Source organism: Kitasatospora sp. NPDC001119 (genome assembly GCF_053598475.1).
Window position 1 is genome coordinate 127,495 of sequence record NZ_JBSFKI010000021.1, and the last position, 23,838, is coordinate 151,332.

13 protein-coding genes are annotated in these 23,838 nt (G+C 75.0%); 12 read left to right on the plus strand and 1 reads right to left on the minus strand.

Annotation, left to right across the window (positions count from 1 at the left end; all coding sequences use genetic code 11):
- On the minus strand, nucleotides 1-3,113 hold a 3,113-nt coding region (locus tag ACWDD9_RS25555), incomplete at its 3' end, for a DUF7617 domain-containing protein (protein WP_449812757.1).
- A gap of 568 nt (nucleotides 3,114-3,681) precedes the next feature.
- Between ACWDD9_RS25555 and ACWDD9_RS25560 the strand changes: the two genes are divergently transcribed.
- From ACWDD9_RS25560 to ACWDD9_RS25615, 12 genes are all read left to right on the plus strand, one after another.
- Complete coding sequence (locus ACWDD9_RS25560; protein ID WP_074006448.1) at nucleotides 3,682-4,974, plus strand: helix-turn-helix domain-containing protein; 1,293 nt, start codon at nucleotides 3,682-3,684, stop codon at nucleotides 4,972-4,974.
- Nucleotides 4,975-5,129: 155 nt separating this feature from the next.
- Nucleotides 5,130-5,582, plus strand: coding sequence for a cobalamin B12-binding domain-containing protein (locus ACWDD9_RS25565; RefSeq protein ID WP_049658201.1), 453 nt, complete (start codon nucleotides 5,130-5,132; stop codon nucleotides 5,580-5,582).
- Between the two features lie 92 nt (nucleotides 5,583-5,674).
- Entirely contained in the window at nucleotides 5,675-6,970 is a 1,296-nt protein-coding gene (locus ACWDD9_RS25570) for a methylaspartate mutase (protein WP_449812771.1), read from the plus strand.
- 121 nt (nucleotides 6,971-7,091) lie between these two features.
- Nucleotides 7,092-8,084 (plus strand): asparagine synthetase A, encoded by a 993-nt coding sequence (locus tag ACWDD9_RS25575; protein ID WP_259316464.1) that lies wholly within the window; start codon nucleotides 7,092-7,094, stop codon nucleotides 8,082-8,084.
- Nucleotides 8,081-9,343, plus strand: coding sequence for a glutamate synthase-related protein (locus ACWDD9_RS25580; protein ID WP_449812758.1), 1,263 nt, complete (start codon nucleotides 8,081-8,083; stop codon nucleotides 9,341-9,343). The genes ACWDD9_RS25575 and ACWDD9_RS25580 overlap by 4 nt, the downstream gene beginning before the upstream one ends.
- Nucleotides 9,344-9,468: 125 nt before the next feature.
- On the plus strand, nucleotides 9,469-14,193 hold the full coding sequence (locus tag ACWDD9_RS25585; protein WP_449812772.1) for an amino acid adenylation domain-containing protein: 4,725 nt from the start codon (nucleotides 9,469-9,471) through the stop codon (nucleotides 14,191-14,193).
- Between the two features lie 32 nt (nucleotides 14,194-14,225).
- Nucleotides 14,226-18,668 carry an amino acid adenylation domain-containing protein gene (locus tag ACWDD9_RS25590; RefSeq protein ID WP_449812759.1) on the plus strand — a complete coding sequence of 1,481 codons (4,443 nt, stop codon included), beginning with the start codon at nucleotides 14,226-14,228 and terminating at the stop codon, nucleotides 18,666-18,668.
- Between the two features lie 9 nt (nucleotides 18,669-18,677).
- On the plus strand, nucleotides 18,678-20,465 hold the full coding sequence (locus ACWDD9_RS25595) for a non-ribosomal peptide synthetase (RefSeq protein WP_449812760.1): 1,788 nt from the start codon (nucleotides 18,678-18,680) through the stop codon (nucleotides 20,463-20,465).
- Complete coding sequence (locus ACWDD9_RS25600; RefSeq protein WP_449812761.1) at nucleotides 20,462-21,241, plus strand: thioesterase II family protein; 780 nt, start codon at nucleotides 20,462-20,464, stop codon at nucleotides 21,239-21,241. Before ACWDD9_RS25595 ends, ACWDD9_RS25600 begins: the two co-directional genes overlap by 4 nt.
- A complete protein-coding gene (locus ACWDD9_RS25605; RefSeq protein WP_117486794.1) occupies nucleotides 21,241-22,425 on the plus strand; it encodes a cytochrome P450 in 1,185 nt (394 codons plus the stop codon). The genes ACWDD9_RS25600 and ACWDD9_RS25605 overlap by 1 nt, the downstream gene beginning before the upstream one ends.
- Nucleotides 22,426-22,608: 183 nt before the next feature.
- Entirely contained in the window at nucleotides 22,609-22,830 is a 222-nt protein-coding gene (locus ACWDD9_RS25610; protein ID WP_049650867.1) for an MbtH family protein, read from the plus strand.
- An 8-nt stretch (nucleotides 22,831-22,838) separates the two neighbouring features.
- Nucleotides 22,839-23,825 carry a TauD/TfdA family dioxygenase gene (locus ACWDD9_RS25615; RefSeq protein WP_049650871.1) on the plus strand — a complete coding sequence of 329 codons (987 nt, stop codon included), beginning with the start codon at nucleotides 22,839-22,841 and terminating at the stop codon, nucleotides 23,823-23,825.
- The last annotated feature ends 13 nt before the right edge of the window (nucleotides 23,826-23,838 follow it).

The following is a 23,838-nucleotide window of genomic DNA, read 5'->3' on the forward strand; positions in this document are numbered from 1 at the left end:
AGGGTGATGCCGGTGATGTTGACCGGGCCGTTGTTGGTGACGGTGATCCGCCAGTAGGCGGTGCCGTTCGGGGCGATGGTGGTGGTCTTGGCCCACGGGCCTGCGCCTCCGGTGCCGCAGTCGGCCGGGTTGGTGCTGGTGCAGACCTCCTTGTTGATCGCCAGCGACGGAACGTCGACGCTCGCCTCGGACGGGGGCGTGGTGATCGGGGTGCCACCAGGGCCCGGGAACGAGGCCGTCACCGTGTTGGTGGTGGATTGGGTGACGCCCGGCAGGTTGCAGAACACCTGCTGGGACGCGCCCGCCGCCAGGTCGAACGTCCCGGCGGCCGTCACGCACGAGGGCGTCACGGTGTCGTTCAGCGTGATGCCGGTGACGTTGACCGTGCCGGTGTTGGTGACGGTGATCCGCCAGTAGGCGGTGCCGTTCGGCGCGACGGTGGTGGTCTTGGCCCACGGGCCCGGACCCCCGGTGCCGCAGTCGGCGGCGTTGGCCGAGGTGCAGACCTCCTTGTTGATCGCCAGGGACGGGACGACGGCGCTCGCCTCGGACGGGCCCGTCCTGACCGGTGTGCCGCCGGGGCCGGGGAAGGAGGCGGTCACCGTGTTCGTCGTGGACTGGGTGACGCCCGGCAGGTTGCAGAAGATCTGATGGGAGGCGCCCGCTGCGAGGTCGAACGTCCCGGCGGCTGTCACGCAGGACGGTGTGACGGTGTCGTCCAGGGTGATGCCGGTGATGTTGACCAGGCCGGTGTTGGTCGCGGTGATCCGCCAGTAGGCCGTCCCGCCGGGGGCGAGGGTGGTGGTTTTGGCCCATGGCCCGGGGCCGCCGGGCCCGCAGTCGGCGGCGTTGGTGGAGGTGCAGACCTCCTTGAGGATCTCCAGCTTCGGCGCGCACTCGGCGCCGGGGATGACCTGGAGGGTGACGGTGTTGGAGGTGACGGGCGGCTGGCCGTTGGTGACGGCGGAGGCCTGGTTGGAGACGGTGGTGACGGAGCAGTCGGTGGAGACGGTGGTCTCGAAGCAGATCTGCGGCGCGTCGCCGACGAAGGTCACCTGCATCTGCGGGTGGTTGCCGGGGGTGAAGGACGACCCGTTGACGAGGGTGAGGTTGGCGATCACCTGGATCGGTGAGTCGCTGGTCGGGACGGACGAGATGTCCGCCGTCTCGGTGGTGGGGTTGAACGGGAAGGTGCCGATGGTGGTGCCGTCGGAGGCCAGGACGGTCACCGAGGACTGGGTGAAGTCGACGGTGGTGGGGTCGAGGCCGAGGAGGCTGACCGTGCCGTACGACCTCACGTGCCCGGTGGCCCCGTCGCAGTAGTACGCGGAGGGGTTGAGGCTGCCCTGGGCCTTGGTCTTCAGGCAGGGGGAGGCGCCGGTGATCGGGTCGATGGAGAACAGGTAGCCGGTGTCGCCGAGGCTGTACTTGCACTGGCCGTCGTAGGCGAAGCCGTACGGCCTGGTGTCGCCGCCGTTGACGTTGGGCGGGCCGTTGACGACGCCGTTGGTGCCGTACTGGGCGCAGGGGGCCTGGGTGTTCCAGTCGTAGCAGAACTCGGAGCTGTTGGAGGTGGGGGAGATGCTGAGGTAGATCCAGAACGGGAACTCGGTTTCGAGGTGTCCGTTGGGGGCGGTGATGGTGAGCGGCACCTGGAAGTTGGATTCGCCGGGGGCGACGTTGGTGCTGAGGAGGGTCTGCAGGCCGGGGGGCGCGGCGACGGGGTTGCCGGCGAAGTCGAAGCAGACGACGGTGCCGACCGGCGGGGTGACGGCCAGTTCGACGCCGCCGACCGCCGTGCAGACGCCGGTGACGGTGCCGGCCGTGTCGTACATCTCGAAGACGTTGTCGGCGCGGGCGGCTTCGGTGCCGGTCGGGGTGACGACGGTCTTGGGGGTGGCCCAGCCGGTGCACGCGGCGTTCGTCGACGGGTCGAAGCAGGACATCACCGTGGGCAGCGGGGCCAGTTGGTTGTCGGTGACGTAGATCTTGCCGTTGATGACCCGCATGATGCCGGCGTAGTCGCCGCTGAAGGCGACCTGGCCCTCGTTGGGCGGCAGGCCGATATTGAAGGTGCCGCAGGAGGAGTTGCCGACGGGGTCGTAGCAGAGGATCTCGCCGGTGCCGGAGACCGCGTAGATCAGCTGGTTGGGCGCCTGGACGACGCCTCCGATGACCAGGCCGGTGCCGGTCTGGAGCGGGGTGAGGCCGCAGCTGGTCTGGGCCTGGAGGTCGATGCAGCCGACGCCGATGAGTGCCTGGGTGACGCGGCTGATCGCGGCGTAGTACAGCCGGGAGCCGATCTGCACGTAGGTCGGGGTGCGGGTGCTGCCGATGTCGCCGGTGGTCGTGTCGGCGGCGGAGGAGTTCAGCGCCTGGGGCCAGGTGGCGGGGGCTCCGGTCGGGGTCGGGCAGGGGCCGTTGGTGAGCAGGTCGGTGCAGACCACGCTGGCCGTGTTGGAGAAGCCGTGGTGGTAGATGTTCCAGATCTCGGGGGTGGGGACGCCGTTGATCGTGGCGGTGTAGCGGATGGGGGTGAAGCCGTCGCCGCCGGTGGCGGTGTTGATCGGGGTGAACGGCGGCGGGATCTGGACCACTTGGCCGGTCGCCGGGGAGGAGAGCGTCGGGTTGGTGGCCTGGACGACGTTGGTGGCTGCGCCCTGGTCGGTGCCGGAGAAGGTCGTGCCGCCGTCGGTGGACCACTGCTTGGTGAAGCCGGGGGGCACCTGCAGTGAGCCGGGGACGTAGGACTGGGTCTGCGGTGTGCTGCCGGGGCCGCCCTGGATGGCGTCGGTGACGGTGGTGCTGACGGGTGCGCCGTCGGGGTTGGTCGCGGAGACGACCCAGCGGACGGTGTCGCCCTGGGCGGCCTGGGTGGTGCTGCCGGTGGTGGTGTCGGTGCCGGTCTTCGCCAGGGTCACGGGCTGCTGGCGGACGTCGTGGCGGCCGTTCCGCTGGTCGGCGGGGGCGGCCGTCGTGCCGGTGGCGGGGGTGCGGGGGTCACGGCTGGGCGCGTGTGCCACGGCGGGGGCGGCGAAGGAGCCGGAGGCCGTGGCGAACGCGAGGAGGAGGGTGAGCACGGCCCCGACGAGGCGGTCGCGGAGCGTGTCCATCCCGGGTCGGCTTCCGTGTCGGCGGCCGCGTCGACTTCGCTCGTGTCCGCTGGTGGCTGGACAGCGCCTCATGACGATTCCCTTCGGTCGAGCGGTCCGGTGTCACGCGGTGGGCTGCACAGCGGTGGGTTGGACGGCGGTGAGCTGGACGGCGCGGGGTGGATGGCGGTGGTGACGGGCACGGGGACGGTGGAGCGGATGCGGGGAGTTGTTGACCTGATACGGACAGTGACCGTACGGGCGTAGTATGCGTGCCGAAAATCCGATAAACGGCATTAACGTGCCCGAGTGGCACCACGGTTCACCCGGATGCGCCGGGGAGGCCGCCCAGGTGGCGGGCGGGCTGTGAGGCCCGGGTGAAGGTCGTGGGTAGGGCCGGTGATCGGCCGTTGATCGGGCGTAGACGACGAGCCTGGAGCATCGGGACCCGGAGGGAACCGGTCCGGAGGCCACAGCCTGATCGCCGGGTCCCGTACGGCCGGACCACGGGCCGTACGGGCGCCCGTGGCTGACGCCGCCACCGGTCCCGACGCCAGGAGGAGTCCGGACCACGAAGGGCAGACGAGGCATGGACGGCGGGCTGTCGGTGCAAGCGGTGAGAACGGCGGCGGGTTTCGGCGAGCTGCTGCGGCTACGGCGCGAGCGGATCGGGCTGACCCAGCAGTGCCTGGCGGATCACGCGACCCTGAGCGTGCGGGCGATCCGGGACATGGAGAGCGGCCGGGTGCGACGGCCCCGCAACGAGACCGTCCGGCTGCTGGCGGACGCGCTGCGGCTGGAGGGCCGCAGCCGGACGGACTTCGAGGAGGCCGCCCGCCGGCAGCAGGCCGCGGACGAGCCGGGGGACGAGCCGGCCGCCCCGCCGGTGGCGCGCGGGGCGATCGTCGGCCGGGAGGCGGAGGCCGAGGTGCTGGCCGACGCCTTCGCCGTGCACGGGGACCGGCTGGTCTCGCTGGTCGGCCTCGGCGGGGTGGGCAAGACCCGGCTCGCCCTGGAGGTGGCCCGCCGGCTGCACCTGGCCGTCCGCTGGTCGGTGCGCTGGGTGGACTGCGGCGGCGGCCCGCACCCGTGGCGCGGGCGGCTGGACGACCTCGTCCGGGACATCGGCGAGCGGCCCGCCCTGCTGGTGCTGGACGGCGCCGACGGCGGGGTGGACGCCGGGCAGTTGGACGGGCTGTTCCGCCACTGCCCCGGGCTGCGGGTGCTGATCACCGCCCGGGAGGCCCGGCCGCTGCCCGGCGGCCAGGTCATCCCGCTCGCGCCGCTGCCCGTACCGGACCCCGAACTCGACGCCGAGCCCGAGGCGTTGGCGCAGGTCGGGGCCGTCCGGCTGCTGCTCTCGCACCTGTGCCGGCTGCGGCCCGGCTACACCCTGGAGCGCTCCGAGGCGCCCGCCGTCGCGGAGCTGTGCCGCCGACTGGACGGCCTGCCGGGCGCGTTGGAGCGGGCGGCGGGCTGGGCGCTGGTGCGGTCCACCGCCCAGCTGGTGGCCGGTCTGGCGGCCGTCCCGTTCACGCTGGCGGCGCCGCCGGTGGTGTTCGGCGCGCGCGGTGACCTGCGGGACGACCTGGAGCCGGCGATCCTCTGCCTGACGGACCGTCAGCGCGCCCTGCTGGAGGTGCTGGTGGACGAGCCCGGGGACTGGTCGGGGGAGGACGCGGTGGTCCGCAGCGGCTGGACGCTGCAGACCTGCCTGGCCACGGTGCACGAACTGCTGTCGCGGGGGCTGATCCGCAGCGTGCCCGCCCGGGACGGCGTGCGCTTCACCGTCCTCAACCTGTGCCGCCGGCTGGTCCGGGAGGAGCCCGGGCCGCGGCTCGCGCCGGCCGGGGACGTCCCGCTGCTGGCGGCCGCGGGCTGACCGGTTCTGCCGCCGGCCGACCCATTCTGCCGCTTAATGCCGCCGGAGCTGCCGCTTGCCGGGCCCGATCGTTCCTAGCGTTCTCCGTGGGGCCGGGCCGCCGCGCAGAACGCGACGGAACGCCATCGAGGATCACTACCGGTGAGGGCGGAGTCGTGGAGCACGGGAATGCCGAACAGAACGGTCCGGGCGGTCTGGACGTCGTCGTGACGACGACGGCCTCGGACTCGCACACCTGGAACCTGGTGTACCTCCAGTTCCTGCTGGAGGAGATGGGCCACCGGGTGACGAACCTGGGCGCGTGCGTCCCGGACGCGCTGCTGCTCTCCGAGTGCCGCCGGGCCGAACCGGACCTGATCGTGATCAGCAGCGTCAACGGGCACGGCCACCAGGAGGGCCTGCGGGTGATCGAGGCCCTCCGCGCCTGCCCGGAGCTGCGGAGCACCCCGACCGTCATCGGCGGCAAGCTCGGCATCGCCGGGGCTGACGACCCGGACCGCGAACGCGCGCTGCTGGCGGCCGGGTTCGACGCGGTCTTCGAGGACGGCGCCGCGGTGGCCGGGTTCCGCGCCTTCGTCGGCGGACTGCGCTCCGGGGTGCTGCTGTGACGGCTCCCGCCGGGGCCGGTCCCGCCGGGTTCGGTCCCGCGGAGACCGGACCTGAACGGGCGGGCCCCGCCGGGACGGGCTTCGGCGCGTTCGTGGCGCAGGCCGCCGAGGCGGGCGCGCTGGTGGTCCAGCCCCGGATGGGCATGGCGGAGGCGGCCCCGATGCGGGCGGGCCTGCTCGCCACCCGGGGCGCGGCTGCCGTCACCGTCGGCACCATCACCCTGGACAGCTACACCCGCACCGGCGACCTCGCGGCCGCCCGGCGCGCCCTGGCCGCCGGGGCGGGCCTCAACGGCTACCCGATCGCCACCCACCCCGTCGAGGTCACCCGGGCGGTGCTGCGCGGGGTGGCGGACGCGGGCTTCCCGGTGCAGGTCCGGCACGGCTCGGCCGCGCCGGAGCGGATCGTCGAGGCGCTGCTGGCGGCGGGCCTGGACGCCACCGAGGGCGGACCGGTCTCCTACTGCCTGCCGTACGGCCGCACCCCGCTCCACGAGGCGGTGGCCCGCTGGCGTCGCGGCTGCGAACTGCTGGCCTCCGTCCGGGAGTTCGGCGCCGAGCCGCACCTGGAGACGTTCGGCGGCTGCCTGATGGGCCAGCTCTGCCCGCCCTCGCTGCTGATCGCCGTCAGCGTGCTGGAGGCGCTGTTCTTCCGCCGGCACGGGCTGCGCAGCATCTCGCTCAGCTACGCCCAGCAGGCCGACGCCCGCCAGGACGAGGAGGCGCTGGCCGCGCTCGGCCGGATCGCGGGGGAGCTGCTCACGGACATCGACTGGCACCTGGTGGTGTACGCGTACATGGGCGTGTACCCGCGCTCGCCCGGCGGTGCGCGGCTGCTGCTGGAGGACGCGGCGCGGCTCGCGGTGCGCGGCGGCGCGGCCCGGCTGATCGTCAAGACCACGGCCGAGGCGCACCGCATCCCGACCGTCGCCGAGAACGTCCGGGCGCTGGAGGCCGCCGCCGCGGCCGCCACGGCGGAGCGGGCCCGGCCCCCGGCGTCCGACCGCCGTCTCGCCATGCCGCCGGACACCGGGATCGAGGCCGAGGCCAGGGCGCTGATCGGCGCGGTGCTCGACCTGGACGCCGACGTCGGGCGGGCCCTGGTACGGGCGTTCGCGGCCGGCTACCTGGACGTGCCGTACTGCCTGCACCCCGACAACGCCGGGCGGACGCGCAGCTCGCTGGGCCCGGACGGGCGACTGTACTGGTCCTCGGTCGGCTCGATGCCGATCGCCGGGCTGGGCGAGCGCGGCCGCGCGCCGATCCCCGGCTCGGCCGGGCTGCTCGCCGCGCTCTCCCACGTCCAGCGGAGCTACGACGGCCGGGCCCGGTACGCCGCCGCCTCCGCGTCCGCGTCCGCGGCCCGGGGCCTGCCCGTCGCGCGCTGAGCCGCCGCCCCGCCGAGCCGCCCGCGCTCCAGTCGTCCCGCCCGGCCGGCGCTCCACCACCGACGACCGCCCGCGCCCCCGACGGCGGACCACGGCCCCCCGAGAGAAGAGGACTCCGACCATGCCCGACGCCACCCCCCTGCCCCCGACCGATCCGGGCCGGCACCTGACCGCCCCGACCACCCGCAGCGCGCTGCGGATCCAGCAGCACCTGCTGTCCGCCGCCCGCGAGTTCCTGCGCGGCCGGGGCTTCACCGAGCTGCTGCCGCCGATCATCGGCCCGGTCACCGACCCCGGCGCGCGCGGCTCCAAGCAGGTGGACATCGACTTCTACGGCCACCGCTACAAGCTGATGACCAGCGCGATCCTGTACAAGCAGGCCTCGCTGCTCGCCTTCGACAAGATCTTCTGCATCGCCCCGAACGTCCGTCTGGAGCCGCTGGAGACCGCCGGGACGAGCCGGCACCTGGCCGAGTTCCACCAGCTGGACGTGGAGGCGGCCGGCGCGAGCCGGGACGACGCCGTCCGGCTGGCCGAGGAGCTGGTGGTGCACATCGTCGGCAGCACGGTGCGCGAGCTGCCCAAGGAGTTCGCCGAACTCGGCCGGGACCCGCAGGCGTTCGCCGACCTGCTGAAGGGCTCCTTCGGCCGGGTCCGGCACGCCGAGGCGGTCGCCGAACTGCGCGGGATCGGGCACCCGCAGAGTCTGGACGCCGAACTCGACTGGGAGGGCGAGGCGTTGCTGTCGGCCCGGCGCGACCGGCCGTTCTTCGTCACCGACTACCCGAAGGGCTCGCGCGGCTTCTACGACCGCGAGCACCCGCAGGACCCGGGCCTGCTGCGGAACTTCGACCTGCTCGCGCCCGAGGGCTACGGCGAGCTGTGCAGCGGCAGCCAGCGCACCAACGACTACGCGGAGATCGTCACCCGGATGCGGGAGACCGGCGAGAACCCGCAGAAGTACCGCTGGTACCTGGACCTGGTGCGCGAGGGCGTGCCGGCCAGCGCGGGCTTCGGCATCGGCGTCGAGCGGCTCACCCGGTACGTCGCCGGGCTGGACGCCGTCTGGCAGGCCAGCGCGTTCCCCAAGGTCGCCGGGGTGGTGTCGCCATGAGCGACCTGACCGCACCGGGGTTCCCGGAGGAGGAGGTCCGGCGGCGGGCCCGGGCCGGGGCGGCCGCCGTGTTCCCGCCCGCCGAGGAGTACGGGCGGGTGCTGTTCGGCGCCGGCGCGGCCGAGGAGGCGGCGCCGTCCGACGCCCTTGACGCCCTGCGGATCGTCCCGCCGCTGTTCCTGCCGCAGCGGCTCGCCAAGCTGATCGACCTGGGCCGCGAGCCCGACTACCGGGACGTCGAACTCGCCACCGCCATCGGCGGGTTCGCCTCCGCGCTGCCGGTGTACGTCTCCGCGACCGGCTCCACCCGGGCGGCCGGCGGCGACCTCGGACTGGCCCTCAGCCGGCAGGCCGGGGCGCTCGGGATCCCGATGGTGATCGGCGAGAACGTGGTGCCGGTCAACGGCTACGGCCGGCTCGGCGAGGCCGCCGACCGCACCCTGCTCGGCCGGCTGCGCGCCTACGGCGAGGAACTCCCGGACGGGCTCGGCGGCGTGGCCGTCCAGCAGAGCACCGAGGACGCCGACGCCGAGGTGTGGAACCTCGTCCACAGCGACCCGGCCGCCCTGCCGCTGCTCGAATCCGGGCGGCTGGCCTTCGAGTTGAAGGTCGGCCAGGGCGCCAAACCGGGCCTGGGCGGGATGACCGTGCTGGACGCGGAGGCCGCCGCCGCGCTCGGCGACCGCTTCGGGCTCGACCCGCTGTTCGGCGACGGGCGGGTGCTGCGCGCCGCCACCCCGGGCACCTTCACCGCGGAGATCCTGCGCCAGCAGATCCGGCTGATGCGCAACAACTACCCGCGGGTGCGGATCTGGGTGAAGCTCTACCCCGGCCGGGACGTGGCCGAGGCCGCCCGGGTGGCGCACGAGGCCGGGGCGGACGCCGTCGTGGTGGACGGCGCGGAGGGCGGCACCGGCTGGGCGCCGGGGGTGTTCCTGCCGCACGTCGGCCTGCCGCTCGCGGAGTGCCTGCGCCGGCTGGCGGTCGTGCCGCCGCCCTCCCTGCTGGTCTCCGGGCGGATCTGGGAGGGCGCCCGGGCGGTCAAGAGCCTGGCGCTGGGGGCCCGCGCGGTGGGCCTCGGACGGGCGGCCCTGCTCGCCGTCGCGGAGGACCGGGAATCCGGGCTCCGCCGTTTCGCGGAATGCCTGGCGCTGGAACTCCGGCTGCTGATCAGCGCGCTCGGGAAGTACTCCCCGGAGGCCCTGGAAGAGGCGGACGTCTGGTCCCCCGGGAATTCCGGAATCCCCCTCGGCCGGTAGCCCTGGCCTGCTCGGGAAGCGGCAGAAGGAAACTGCCGACTTCCTTCCGCCCGTTCTGCCGATAGGGCTTCGTGATCCCCCTATCGCCTTCTTCGCCGATTCCTCTCACGATCTGGGGCTGGATGATGTCCTCTCGCGGTTTTCCCGTCGAATTCACGGCGCCCGCATTCGCGCCGTTCGCCTCCGCCGTCGCGCGCTTCCCGGAGCGGCCGGCCGTCCGGGCCGGGGCCCGGACCGTCAGCTACCGGGAGCTGGACGGACTGAGCGCCGCCCTCGCCGCCCGGCTCGCCCCCGGGCGGACGGTCGCCGTGACCGGCCGCGACCGGCTGGACCACGTGGTCGCGCTGCTGGCGGGGCTGCGGGCGGGGGCCACCTACCTGCCGCTGGACCGGGAGGCGCCCGAGGAGCGCAACCGCTGGATCGTCGAGGACGCCGGGGCCGGGCTCGCCCTCGACGGCGAGGAGCTCACCGAGCTCGGCGACGGGACGGGTGTGGGCGCGGGCGCCGGCTACGTCATCTACACCTCCGGCACCACCGGCCGCCCCAAGGGCGTGCACGTCCCGCTCGCGGCCCTGACCGGCCACCTGGCCGGTGTGGTCGAGGCCCTCGGCCTGACCGAGCGGGACGTGGTGCTGCAGTTCGCCCGTCCGACCGTGGACGTGGCCGTGGAGCAGGTGCTCGGGGCGCTGTCCGCCGGGGCCTGCCTGGTCCTGCCGGAGCAGCGGCTGCTCGCCCCGGCCGCGCTGCTGGAACTGCTGGACGCCGAGGGCGTCACCGTCGCCAACCTGGCCGCGGGCTACTTCCAGGACGTGGTGGCGGCGCTGGGCGGCCGGGTGCCGCGCACCCTGCGGCTGATGGTCTCCGGCAGCGACAAGCTGGAGCCGGCCACCGCCGCCGCCTGGTGGGCGGCGACCGGGGTGCCGCTGCTGAACGCGTACGGTCCGACCGAGACGGTGGTCACCGCCACCGTCCACCGGCTCGACGGCGGTCAGGAGCAGCCGGGTGCCCGGGTGCCGATCGGCACCGCCGTCGGCGGGCGCCTGCTGCACGTGCTCGACGAGCGGCTGCGGCCGGTGCCGCCCGGCGAGGCCGGCGAACTGTACGTCGGCGGGCCGCTGTTGGCCTCCGGCTACCTCGGCCGCCCGGGCCTGACCGCCGGCCGCTTCGTCGCCGACCCGTTCGCGGACCCGGACGGCCCCGGGGGAGCCCGGATGTACCGCACCGGCGACCTGGTGCGCCGAGCCACCGGGGAGGGCCCGCTGGAGTTCCTCGGCCGCACCGACCACCAGGTGAAGATCCGCGGCTTCCGGGTCGAGCCCGGGGAGGTCGAGCAGGTGCTGGCCGGCCACCCCGGCGTCACCGGCTGCGTGGTGGTGGCGCACGAGGGCCGGCTGGCCGCGTACGTCACCGGCGCCGCGCCGGGGTACGCCGAGGCCCGGGCCTGGCTGGCCGGGCGGCTGCCCGAGCACATGGTCCCGGCGACGCTCACCGCGCTGGAGGCCTTCCCGCTGACGGCCGGCGGCAAGGTGGACCGCGCGGCGCTGCCCCAGCCGCGGACCGCGCCGGAGGGCAGGGCGGCCGGCCGCCCGCCGCGCACCCCCGCCGAGCAGCTGATCGCGGCGGTCTGGGCGGACGTGCTCGGGGTGCCGGAGGTCGGCGCCGACGACAACTTCTTCCACCTGGGCGGCGATTCGCTGACCGCCGTCCGGGTGGTGGGCCGGGTCTTCGACGTCTTCGGCATGGTGTCGCCGTACACCATCTTCGACGCGCCGACCCTGGCCGGGTTCGCCGCCGCGGTGACCTCCGCGACCGGCGGCGCGCGCCCGGCCCCGGTGCGCTCGGGCGCCGCCGAGGCCCCGCTGTCGAAGTTCCAGCGCGGCCTGTGGTTCCTCGACCAGTGGAACCCGGACGCGCCGACCTACGTGGTGCCCTGGGTGTTCCGCTTCTCCGGGCCGGTCGACCCCGAGCTGCTGCGGCGGGCGCTGGCGGGGGTGGTGGAGCGGCACGAGAGCCTGCGGACCACCTTCGAGCTCGCCGAGGACGGCCCGCGCCAGGTCGTCCACCCCTCCGTGGAGCTGCCGTTCACGCTCACCGAGACCACCGCCGACCGGGTGGACGAGCTGGTCGCCGAGGCCGCGCTGGAGCCCTTCGACCTGGCGCGGGGACCGCTGGTGCGGGCCCGGGTCTTCCGGGCCGGCGGGGCGACCACGCTGCTGCTGCTCCTCCACCACATCGTCTGGGACGAGGGCTCGCTGCCCGTGCTGGAGGCCGAACTCCAGGAGCTGTACGCCGCGCTGGCCGAGGGCCGCCCGGCCGAGCTGCCGGAACTCGCCGTCCAGTACGGCGACTACGCCGCCTGGCAGTACCAGGACGACACCGCCGAGAAGCAACTCGACTACTGGCGCGAGCAGTTGCGCGACGCGCCGACCACCGACGCGCTGGCGCCGGACCGCCCCCGCCCCGAGGAGCAGGCCTTCCGCGGCGCCTTCCACCGCTTCGCCATGCCCGGCCCGGTGGCCGAGGCCGTCCGGGCGCTCGCCCGCAGCGAGGACGCCACCCCCTTCATGGTGCTGCTGGCCGGGCTGGCGCTCACCCTGCACCGCCGCTCCGGGCAGCGCGACCTGGTCCTCGGCTCGCCGGTGAACGCCCGCGGCCGGGCCGAACTCGACGGCCTGATCGGCTACTTCGTCAACCTGCTGCCGCTGCGGCTGAAGCTGGAGGAGGGCGCCTCCTTCCGCGAGCTGGTCCGGCACGTGCGCGAGGTGTCGATCGGCGGCTACCGGCACCAGGAGGTGCCCTTCGACGACATCGCGAACGCCGTGCTCGACGAGCGCCCCGAGGACCGCAACCCGCTCTGCCAGGTGCTGCTGGAGCTGCACCCGCTGGACCCCCGGCCGTTCACGGTCGGCGGGCACGCCGTCACCCGCTCCCTGCACTCCAACCCGGTCTCCCGCTTCGACCTGTCCGTCTCGGTGGACGACCTCGGCACCGGCTTCACCGGCCGCTTCGAGTACGACAGCGACCTCTTCGACCCGGCCACCATGGCCGGCCTGTGCGAGGAGTGGCTGGGCACCCTGGCCGCCGCCGTCGAGGTGCCGGTGCACGCCCTGTTCGAGGCGCGGGCCGCCCGCGAGCCGGGCGCCGTCGCCCTGGTGTCCGGCGAACGCGCCGTCGGGTACGGCGAGTTGAACGCCGCCGCGAACCGGCTCGCCCGCCACCTGGCGGGCCTGGGCATCGGCCGCGGCGACACCGTCGCCGTGCTGACCGAGCGCGGTCCGGAGCTGGTCACCGCCCTGCTGGCGGCCCTCAAGACCGGGGCCGCGTACACCCTGCTCGACCCGGACTTCCCGGCCGAGCGGCTGGCCGGCGCCGTCGCCGACACCGGCGCCGCCACGGTGGTCACCCACCGGCGCGCCACCGTGCCGTTCGCCGTCCCCGGCCAGGTGGACCTGGACGCCTCGGCCGCCGACCTCGCCCGGTACCCGGCCCACGACCTCGGCCTGCCGGTCGACGGCGCCGACCTCGCCACCGTGATGTTCACCTCCGGCTCCACCGGCCGCCCCAAGGGCGTCGCCGTCCCGCACCGCGCGCTCACCACCACCTACCTCGGCCAGGACTACGCCCGCTTCGGCCCCGGCGAGGTCTGGCTGCAGTGCTCGCCGGTCTCCTGGGACGCCTTCGCGCTGGAGCTGTACGGCGCGCTCTGCTTCGGCGGCACCTGCGTCCTCCAGCCCGGCCAACGCCCCGACCCGCAGACCGTCGCCGAGCTGACCCGCCGCCACGGTGTCACCCAACTCCAGCTCTCCGCCAGCCTGTTCAACTTCCTGCTGGAGGAGTTCCCGGAGACCTACGACGGCCTGAAGCTCGCCTTCACCGCCGGCGAGCGGGCCTCCACCACCCATGTCGCCAAGGCCCTGGAGGCCTACCCGGGCCTGGTCGTCGCCAACGGCTACGGCCCGGTGGAGAGCCTCGGGCTGACCACCTGCCACCGGGTCGGCCCCGCCGACGCCGCCGGCGGCTCCATCCCGATCGGCGTCGCGCTGCACGGCAAGGGCGTCCTCGTCCTGGACGAGCAACTGCGCCCCGTCGCGCCCGGGGTGACCGGCGAGCTGTACGCCACCGGCGGCGGCCTCGCCCACGGCTACCTCGGCCGGCCCGGCCTGACCGCCGAACGCTTCGTCGCCTCCCCGTACGGCGCCCCCGGCGAGCGCCTCTACCGCACCGGCGACCTCGGCCACCGCACCGCCGAGGGCCTGCTGGAGGTCACCGGCCGGATCGACGACCAGGTCAAGATCCGGGGCTTCCGGGTCGAACCCGGCGAGATCGAGGACGCGCTCACCCGCCACCCGGCCGTCCGGGAGGCCGCCGTCGCCGTCCACGAGCCCGCCCCCGGCGACCGCAGGCTCGCCGCCTACGTCACCGTCGCCGCCGGCGCCCCCGGCCCGGACGCCCTGCTCGACCACCTGGCCGGCCTGCTGCCCGAGCACATGCTGCCCGCGACCCTGGACGTCCTGGACGCGCTGCCGCTCAACCACAACGGCAAGGTGGACCGCAAGGCGCTGCCCGCCCCCGCTGGGCGCCCGGCCGCCTCCGACGAGGACGCGACGGCCGACGAGGCCGCCGACCCGCTGACCGAGGCCGAACGCCTGGTCGCCGAGGCGGTCCGCGAGGTGCTCGACCTCGCCGAGGTCGGCCGCGAGGACAACTTCTTCCGGATCGGCGGCAACTCGCTGGCCGCCGTCCGGGTCGCGATGCGGCTGTCCCGGGAGACCGGCAGCCGCGTCCCCCCGCAACTGGTGTTCCGGGCCCGGACCGTGAGCGCCATCGCCGAACGGCTGGCCGCCCGGTGACCGGCCGCACCGCACACGAAGGGAACGAGGCCGTGAGCCCGTCCGACCACCCGGCGCGCACCGCGCCCGTCTCCGGGCTGCAACGCGGCCTCTGGTTCCTCGACCGCCTCGACCCGAAGGCCGTCACCTACTGCACCCCCTGGACCCTCGACGTCACCGGCCCGCTCGACCTCGCGCTGCTCCGACGCGCGCTGGACGCCATCACCGCCCGGCACGAGACCCTGCGCACCACCTTCGCGCTGCACCCCGACGGCCCCCGCCAGCACGTGCACCACCGGCTCGCCGTGCCGCTCGCGGAGACCGACCTGCGGGACCACCCCGACCGGGCCGCGCGCCTGGAGGAGCTGCTCGCCGCCCGCTGCGCCGAGCCCTTCGACCTGGCCGCCGGCCCGCTGCTGCGCGCCGAGGCCTTCCGGCTCGCGGACGAGCGCACCACCGTGCTGTTCACCGTCCACCACATCGTCTGGGACGGCTGGTCCGCCGAGGTCTTCGAGCGCGAACTCGCCGAGCTGTACGACGCGGCGCTGCGCGGCCGGGAGGCCGAACTGCCCGAGCTGACCGTGCAGTACGCCGACCGCGCCGAGGAGGAGCTCGGCACCTCCTACGAGGAGCACCTGACCTACTGGAAGGAGCGGCTGGACGGCGCCCCCGCGCTGCTGGAGCTGCCCACCGACCGGCCCCGGCCCGCCGAGCGCGGCGCGGCCGGCCGCACCGAGGGGTTCGACCTCGCCCCGGGGACGGCGGCGCGGGTCCGCGCCCTGGCCGAGACCGAGGGCGTCACCCCGTTCACCGTCCAACTGGCCGCCTTCGCCCTGCTGCTGAACCGCTGGACCGGCGCCGACGACCTGGTGGTCGGCACCCCGGTCACCACCCGCGACCGGCCCGAACTGGAGCACCTGCTCGGCTACTTCGTCAACCTGCTGCCGCTGCGCCTGCGGCTCGCGCCCGCGCTGAGCTTCCGGGACCTGCTGGAGCACGTCCAGGACGTCGCCTTCGAGGCGTACGGCTACCTCGACCTGCCCTTCGACCAGATCGTCGACCGGCTCGGCGCCGCCCGCAGCGCCCAGCACCCGCCGCTGGTCCAGGTGGTGTTCGGCGCCCACGGCGAGGACCGCACCCCGCTGGCGCTCGGCCCGGCGGCCACCGCCCGCAGCCGGGTGCGCTCCAACGGCACCAGCAAGTTCGACCTCACCTGGTCCGTGTTCGACGGGGGAGACGGCGGCGAGCTGCGCGGCGAGGCCGAGTACCGCAGCGAGCTGTTCGACCCGCAGACCGTCCGCCGGCTGGCCGCCGAGTTCGACGCCCTGCTCACCGCGGCCCTGGACGACCCCGACGCCACCGTGCTGCGGCTGACCACCCGCCCCGCCGAGGGGGCCGCGGCCACCGACACCCCCGGCCACTGCCTGCACCACCTGTTCGAACGGGCCGCCGACGCCCACCCCGACCGGCCCGCCGTCAGCGACCCCGACCGCACCCTGGGCTACGCCGAACTCGACCGCCGGGCCAACCGCCTCGCGCACGCCCTGCGCGCCCGCGGCGCCGGCCCCGGCGACCGCGTCGGCATGCTGCTGGACCGCACCGCCGACGTCCTGGTCACCGTCCTCGGCGTGCTCAAGACCGGCGCCGCCTACGTGCCCGTCGACCTGGCCGCCCCCGCCGACCGCGCCGCGCTGGTCTTCGGCGACACCGGCGTCGCCCTGGTCGTCACCGACCGCCCGGACCTGGTGCCCGAAGGCCCCTGGCAGGCCTACGACCTGACCGCCGAGGCCGCCGACCTGGCCGCCCGCCCCGACACCCGCCCGCCGGCCGCCGGCCGCCCCGGCGACGTCGCCTACGTCATCTTCACCTCCGGCTCCACCGGCCGCCCCAAGGGCGTCGCCGTCGCCCACGAGCACGTCAGCCGGCTGATGGCGGACGGCGAGCGGCACTTCGGCTTCGGCCCCCAGGAGACCTGGACGCTCTTCCACAGCTACGCCTTCGACTGGACGGTCTGGGAGATGTGGGGCGCCCTGCTGCACGGCGCCCGCCTCGTCGTCGTCCCGTACGTGACCAGCCGCTCGCCGGAGGAGTTCGCCGAGCTGCTGGCGGAGGAGGAGGTCTCGTACCTCTGCCTGACCCCCTCGGCGCTGCGCCAGTTGGAGCCGGTGCTGCGGCGCAGCCCGCGCGCCCTGCCCGCGCTGAAGTGGATCATGCTGGGCGGGGAGGCGCTGGACCCGGCCGTCGTCCAGCGCTGGTTCGAACTGGACCCGCCGCCCCCGGCCCGGCTGTGCAACCTGTACGGCATCACCGAGACCACCGTCCACGTCACCACCCACGACCTGGCCGGCAGCGCCGGCTTCGAGCGCAGCCTGATCGGCACGCCGATGCCGCACCTGAGCGCCCAGGTCCTGGACGACTGGCTGCGGCCGGTGCCGCCCGGCGCGGCCGGCGAGCTGTACATCGGCGGCGGCAGCCTCGCCCACGGCTACTGGGGCCGCCCCGGCCTCACCGCCGGGCGCTTCGTCGCCGACCCGTACGGCCCGCCCGGGGCCCGGCTCTACCGCACCGGCGACGTCGCCCGGCGGCTGCCCGGCGGCGGGCTGGAGTACATCGGGCGCGCCGACTTCCAGGTCAAGCTGCGCGGCTTCCGGATCGAGCTCGGCGAGATCGAGAACGCGCTCGCCGCCCACCCGGACGTGGACGCCTGCGTCGTCACCGTGCACGAGGACCGCCTCGCCGCGTACGTCACCGGACGCGAGCCCGCCGACGTCCGCGCCTTCCTCGGCCGCTCGCTGCCCCCGTACATGGTCCCGGCGAGCTTCACCGTGCTGGAGTCGCTGCCGCTGACCGTCAACGGCAAGGTGGACCGCGCCGCGCTGCCCGCCCCCGGCCAGCGCGCCACCGCCACCGGAGGCCGGCACGTCGAGCCGCGCACCCCGGAGGAGGAGGCCTTCGCCGCCGTCTGGACGGAGGTCCTCGGGGTGGACGGCATCGGCGTCCACGACGACTTCTTCCACCTCGGCGGCGACTCCATCCGGGCCGTCCAGCTGGCCGGCGCGCTGCACGAGCGCGGCTGGGGGCTGAGCCTGCGGGACGTCTTCAACGCCCCCACCGTCGCCGCCCTGCTGCCGCTCGCCGAGCCCGTCACCGAGGGCCCGGACGCCCACGAGCCCTTCGCCCTGGTCACCCCCGAGGACCGCGCCGACCTGCCGCCCGGCCTGGTCGACGCCTACCCGATGGTGTCCATGCAGCTCTCCATGGTCTTCCACATGGAGATCGCCGGCGGCACCGACAGCTACCACAACGTCAACTCCTACAAGATCTCCGGCGACCTCGACGAGCAGGCCTTCCGCCGCTCCGTCGCCGAGGCCATGGACCGCCACGCCGTGCTGCGCACCGGCCTGGACCTGTCCGGCTACGGCGAACCGCTGCAGCTCGTCCACGGCCGGCTGCCCGCCCCCGTCGAGTTCGCCGACCTGCGCGGCGCCGCCGAGGAGGACCAGGACGCCGCGATCCGCGAGGTGTTCGACACCCACCGGTGGACACCCTTCGACCTCACCGCGCCGCCGCTGTTCCGGATCACCGTGCAGCGCCTCGCCGAGGACGCCTTCCAGCTCACCGTCTCCGAGCACCACGCGATCCTCGACGGCTGGAGCTTCACCTCGCTGCTCACCGAGATCCTGGAACGCCACACGGCCATCGCCGAGGACCCGCTCGGCGCGCCCGCCCCGCCGCCGCGCACCGCCTTCCGCGACTTCGTGGCCGTCGAACGGCAGGCCGCCGGGGACGAGCGCTCACTCGCCTACTGGCGCGAGCGGCTGGACGGCGTCAGCGGCCAGTCCTTCCCCGGCAGCGAGTCCGTGCACGAGGCGCCGCGCACCGTCGAACGGGTGCTGCCGGAGGCGCCCGGACAGTTGCGCGACGTCGCCGACGCGCTCGGCGTGCCGGTCAAGTCGGTGGCGCTCGCCGCCCACCTGCACGCCCTCGCCGCCGTCACCGGGCGTCGGCGCGTCACCACCGGCCTGGCCGTCAACGGCCGGCTGGAACGGCTCGGCGGCACCGAGGTGTACGGGCTGTTCCTCAACACCGTCCCGCTGAGCTGCGAACCCACCGACGACCTGCTCGCCCTGGTCCGCGAGGTCCACCGCGAGGAGCTGGACATGATGCCGCACCGCCGGGTGCCCTTCGCCCGCCTCGCCCGGCTGATGACCGACACCGCGCTGGACAGCCAGTTCGGCTACCTGCGCTTCCACGCCCTCGGCCGGCTCAGCTCGGCCCGCATCGTGGACGGCCGGATCGGCACCGAGCCGACCCTGCGCCACGAACCCAACAGCTTCGCCTTCGGCGCCTCGGTCATCCAGGACCCGGTCACGCAGCGGGTGCTGCTCGCCGTGGACCACCAGCGCTCGCTGGTCGCCGACCACACCGCCGAGCAGTTCATCGACACCTACGCCGCCGCCCTGCACACCATGGCCGCCGCCGCCCGAGAGTCCTGAGGAGCCGTCATGACCGATCTGCTGGACCGCCTGCGCGACACCGTCGCCGCCCACCCCGGGCGCACCGCCGTCCTGGCCGGCGCCGACCGCCTGGACTTCGCCGAACTCGACCGCCGCACCGCCGCCCTGGCCCGCGCCCTGCGCGAGCGCGGCGTCGGCCGCGGCGACCGGGTCGGCGTCCACCTCGCCCGCACCGCCGACCTGCCGGTCGCCCTGCTCGCCGTCTGGCGGGCCGGCGCCGCCTACGTCCCGCTCGACCCGGCCTACCCCGCCGAGCGGCTCGCCCACATGGCCGCCGACGCCCACCTCGCGGCCCTGATCAGCGCCGACGGCCTCCCGGCGGCCGACGGGGTGCCGGTGCTGCGCCCGGACGCCGCCGCCGACGGGCTGGGGGTACCTCCCGGCCGCCAGGCTGGGGGAGAACTGCCCGAGCACGCCCACCCGCTGGACCCGGCGTACGTCATCTACACCTCCGGCTCCACCGGCCGCCCCAAGGGCGTCGAGGTGCCGCGCGGCGCCGTCGCCGCCCTGGTCACGGCCCTGGAGGCGAGCGGCGCCTACCGCGCCGAGCCCGGCGTGGTCGGCTGGAACGCCAGCGTCTCCTTCGACGCCTCCGTCCAGCAGTGGGCCCGGATCTGCCGCGGCGACACCGTCCTGGTCATCGGCGAGGAGCACCGCGCCGACCCGGCCCGGGTGGCCGCCCTGCTGGCCGAGCACGCCGTCACCGACCTCGACCTGACCCCCTCGCACTGGGAGCTGCTGCGCGAGCCGCTGGCCGGCGCCCGGGTGCCGCGGCTGTTCATGGGCGGCGAGGCCGTCCCCGAGCGCACCTGGCGGGAGCTGGCCGACGGCGGCGTCGACGCGCTCAACCTGTACGGGCCCACCGAGTGCACCGTCGACGCCGTCACCGCGCCGATCAGCGGCCCCGGACCGCACCTGGGTGAGCCGCTGCCCGGGGTGCGCCTGCACCTGCTGGACGAGAAGCTCGCCCCCGTCCCCGACGGCGTCGTCGGCGAGCTGTACCTGGCCGGGCCCGGCCTCGCCCACGGCTACCTCGGCCGCCCCGGACTGACCGCCGAACGCTTCGTCGCCGACCCGGTCGCCGCGGGGGAGAGGATGTACCGCACCGGGGACCAGGCCCGGCGCGGCGAGGGCGGCCGGCTGGAGTACGTCGGCCGGGTGGACCGCCAGGTCAAGCTGCGCGGCTACCGGGTCGAGCTCGGCGAGGTCGAGCACGCCCTGGCCCGGCTGGCGGGCGTCCGGGCCGCCGCCGTCACCGTCCACGAGCCCGCCCCCGGCGACCGCCGGCTGGTCGGCTACGTCACCGGCGCCGTCACCGCCGCCGAGCTGACCGAGCGGCTGCGGGCCACCGTGCCCGCCCACCTGGTGCCCTCGGTGATCACCGTGCTGGACGCCCTGCCGCTCACCCCGAACGGCAAGGTCGACCTGGCGGCGCTGCCCGCCCCCGCCTCCGCCTCCGCCTCCGCCTCCGCCTCCGCCGCGGAGTCGGGCGCCGGCGGACTGGCCGGGCAGGTCGCCGAGGTCTGGGGCACCGTGCTCGGCGTCACCGGCCTCCGGCCCACCGACGACTTCTTCTCGCTCGGCGGCCACTCCATCGCCGCACTGCGGGTCGTCCACCTGCTGCGCCGCCGCCTCGGCATCGAACTCCAGCTGCGCCACCTGCTCGACTCGGCCGACCTGGCCGCCTTCACCGCCACCGTCGAACGGGCCGTCGCGGCCGGCACCGCCGCCCCCCGGCCCGCCCTGACCGCCCGTGCCCGGGCGGCCGGCGCATGACCACCGCCCTGCGGGTGCGGCCCCGCGTCGAAGGGGACTGGCTGTTCGTCCCCGTGCCCCAACTGCACTGCCCGTACCGGCTGTTCTGCTTCCCGCACGCCGGGGGCGACGCCACCGCCTACACCCCGCTGGCCCGCGCCCTCGCCCCGGTGGCCGAGGTCTGGGCGCTGCGCCCGCCGGCCCGCGGCGGCCGGCTCGGCCACCCGATGCCCGCGAGCTTCGACCTGCTGGTCGACGCCGTCCTGGAGGCCCTCGGCCCGCACCTGACCGGGCGGTTCGGCTTCTACGGGCAGAGCTTCGGCGCCCTGCTGGGCTACGAGGCCGCCCGGGCGCTGCCGGCCGGGCGGCGGCCCGAACTGGTCGTCGCCGCCTCCGCCTCGCCGCCCGCCGCCTGGGCCGGGGCGGACCGCCCCCAGTACACCGCCGACGAGCTGCTGCGCCTCGCCGGAATGGGACAACTCGTCGAAGGCGAAGCCGAGTTGAAGGAGCACGCGCTGCGCGGCATCCGCACCGACCTGGACGTGGTCGACACCTACCGGCCCCGTCCGCACCCGCCGATCGGCTCCGCCCTGCACACCGTCGTCGGCGCCGAGGACCCGCTCCTGGCCGTCGGCGGCCTCGAAGGCTGGGCCGCCCACACCAGTGGCGGCTCCGGCCACCACGTCGTCCCCGGCGGCCACCTGCTCGCCACCGTCGACGGGCCCGGCCCGGTCGACCTGCTGACCTCCCTCATCGCGCGGCCCGGCGCCGCGCACCTGTCCCGGACGGAGCACTGATGCCCACCACCACTGCGGTCGACCTCACCGACCCCGACCTCTGGGCCCGGCCCGACACCCCCGCGCTGGTCGCGGAGCTGCGCAGGGAGTCCGCCGTCCACCGCACCGACACCGTCGACGACGGGCCGGTCTGGTCGGTGCTCTCCTACCGGCACTCCGCCGAGGTGCTGCGCAACGCCGCCGTCTACAGCTCCGAACAGGGCTCGCTGCTCGGCGCCGGCGAGGGCAACGTCCCGGTCGGCTCCGGCCGGATGATGGCCCTCACCGACCCGCCCCGGCACCGCGAACTGCGCGCCCCCGCCAACCCGTTCTTCTCGCCCGGCGCCGTGCGCGGGGCCGCCCGGGGCATCGCCGGACTCGCCGCCTCGATCGTCGACCGGGCCGTCGAACTGGGCGAGGTGGACCTCGTCGACGCGGTCTCCGCGCTGCCGCTGTCCGTCATGTGCGACCTGCTGGACGTCCCCGAGGGCGACCGCGAGATGGTCGAGCGGGTCTGCGACGTCGCCTTCCTCGGCCGCACCCCCGAGGAGCGCCGGGCCGGCCACCAGCAGCTCATCCCGTACCTGCTGCACCAGGTGATGCTGCGGCGCAGCGACCCGCGCGACGACCTGATCAGCAAGATGGCCACCTACCGGGTCGGCGGGAGGCTGCTGCCGATCGAGGACGTCGTCCTCAACCTGGACAACATCGTGGTCGGCGGCGTCCAGACCGTCCGCCACACCGCCGCGATGGGCCTGTACACCCTGGTCCGGCACCCCGAGCTGTGGCGGAGGCTCCAGCGCGGCGAGGTCGGCATGGACTCGGCGCTGGACGAACTCCTGCGCTGGACCTCGGTCGGGCTGCACACCCTGCGCACCGCGAGCCGGGACACCGAGCTCGACGGGCGCACCATCCGGCGCGGCGACCGGGTCGCGGTCTGGGTGTGGTCCGCCAACCGGGACCCGGAGGCCTTCGACCGGCCCGAGGAGATCCTGCTCGACCGCGCCCCCAACAAGCACCTCGCGCTCGGCCTCGGCGCCCACTACTGCGTCGGAGCGCCGCTGGCCAAGGCCGAACTCGGCGGCCTGTTCACGGCGCTGCTGGAGCGCGTCGCCGTGATCGAGCAGACCGGGCCGGTCGTCCACAACCGCTCGATCATCAACTTCGGCCTGGACCGCTTCCCGGTCCGCCTCACCCCGCGCTGAACCGCCGGGTGCCGAGCCGGGTGTCGAGCCGGCCGACGGGGCGGCGGGCGGGGCGGCAGGCGGCAGGGCCCAACTGCCGCGTTCCTGCCGCGACTCCTGCCCTTCCGCCCCGCGGCCCGCCCCTACCTTCGAAGCAACCCGAGCGAAGCAAGCCGAGCTTCGAAGAAACCCGAAGAGGACACCATGAGCAACCCGTTCGAGGACGACAGCGCCGGCTACCTGGTCCTGGCCAACGACGAGAACCAGCACTCGCTGTGGCCGGTCTGGATCGACGTGCCGGCCGGCTGGACCACCGTCCACGGCGAGGACACCCGCCAGGGCTGCCTCGACTACATCGAGGCCAACTGGACGGACATCAGGCCCGCCAGCCTGGTCGCCGCCCTCTCCGCCCCCGCCGACCGGTGACCGCCGCCATGCCGACCTGGGAACTGAACCCCGGCCGCCCGGCCCTCGCCCACGCGCCGCGCACCGCGGACATGGGCGAGGCCTGCGAGTGGCTGCGCGAGAACGAGAGCGCGCTCACCGACGCCCTGCACCGGTACGGCACCATCTTCCTGCGCGGCCTGCCGGTCACCGGCACCGAGGACGTCGCCGCCGTGCGCGACGTCCTCATCCCCGAGCGCACCCCCTACCGGGAGAAGGCCACCCCGCGCAGCGACTACGGCAACGGCGTCTACTCGTCCACCGACCTGCCGCCGGTCCAGCCGATCCGGATGCACAACGAGAACAGCTACACCCTGACCTTCCCCGGCCGGCTGCTCTTCGCCTGCCTGACCGCCCCCGACGAGGGCGGGGCCACCCCCACCGCGGACTGCCGCCAGGTGCTCGCGCAGCTGCCCGCCCACCTGGTGGAGCGGATGCGGACCGGCGGCTGGACGCTCACCCGCAACTACTCGGACTACATCTCGCTCGGCTGGCGCACCGCCTTCGCGACCGAGGACCGCGCCGAGGTCGAGGCCTACTGCAAGGAGAACGGCATCAGCTGCGAGTGGCTGGCGGACGGCAACCTGCGCACCACCCAGGTGCGCCCCGGCACCATCCGCCACCCGCGGACCGGCGAGCAGGTCTGGTTCAACCACCTCGCCTTCTGGAACGCGTGGTCGCTCGACCCGGACATCCGGGAGGCGATGACCGAGGAGTTCGGGCCGGACGGACTGCCGTTCAACACCGGCTTCGGCGACGGCGAGCCGCTGGAGCGCGCCGACGTCGACGCCCTCAACGAGGCCTACCACGCCGCCACCGTGCGGGAGCGCTGGCAGGTCGGCGACGTGATGCTGGTCGACAACGTGCTCTGCGCCCACGGCCGGGACCCGTACCGGGGCGGGCGCAAGATCGCCGTCTCGATGGGGCAGCCCCTGGAGATCCAGGACTGCCGGCCCACCGCGGGGCTCACCGTCTGACCGCCGTCCGTCC

Bases quoted from the DNA above. Each gene is read 5' to 3' on its own strand.
- ACWDD9_RS25560 (WP_074006448.1), top strand. From the start codon at position 3,682: ATGGACGGCGGGCTGTCGGTGCAAGCGGTGAGAACGGCGGCGGGTTTC.
- ACWDD9_RS25575 (WP_259316464.1), top strand. From the start codon at position 7,092: ATGCCCGACGCCACCCCCCTGCCCCCGACCGATCCGGGCCGGCACCTG.
- ACWDD9_RS25580 (WP_449812758.1), top strand. From the start codon at position 8,081: ATGAGCGACCTGACCGCACCGGGGTTCCCGGAGGAGGAGGTCCGGCGG.
- ACWDD9_RS25585 (WP_449812772.1), top strand. From the start codon at position 9,469: ATGTCCTCTCGCGGTTTTCCCGTCGAATTCACGGCGCCCGCATTCGCG.
- ACWDD9_RS25595 (WP_449812760.1), top strand. From the start codon at position 18,678: ATGACCGATCTGCTGGACCGCCTGCGCGACACCGTCGCCGCCCACCCC.
- ACWDD9_RS25600 (WP_449812761.1), top strand. From the start codon at position 20,462: ATGACCACCGCCCTGCGGGTGCGGCCCCGCGTCGAAGGGGACTGGCTG.
- ACWDD9_RS25605 (WP_117486794.1), top strand. From the start codon at position 21,241: ATGCCCACCACCACTGCGGTCGACCTCACCGACCCCGACCTCTGGGCC.
- ACWDD9_RS25610 (WP_049650867.1), top strand. From the start codon at position 22,609: ATGAGCAACCCGTTCGAGGACGACAGCGCCGGCTACCTGGTCCTGGCC.
- ACWDD9_RS25615 (WP_049650871.1), top strand. From the start codon at position 22,839: ATGCCGACCTGGGAACTGAACCCCGGCCGCCCGGCCCTCGCCCACGCG.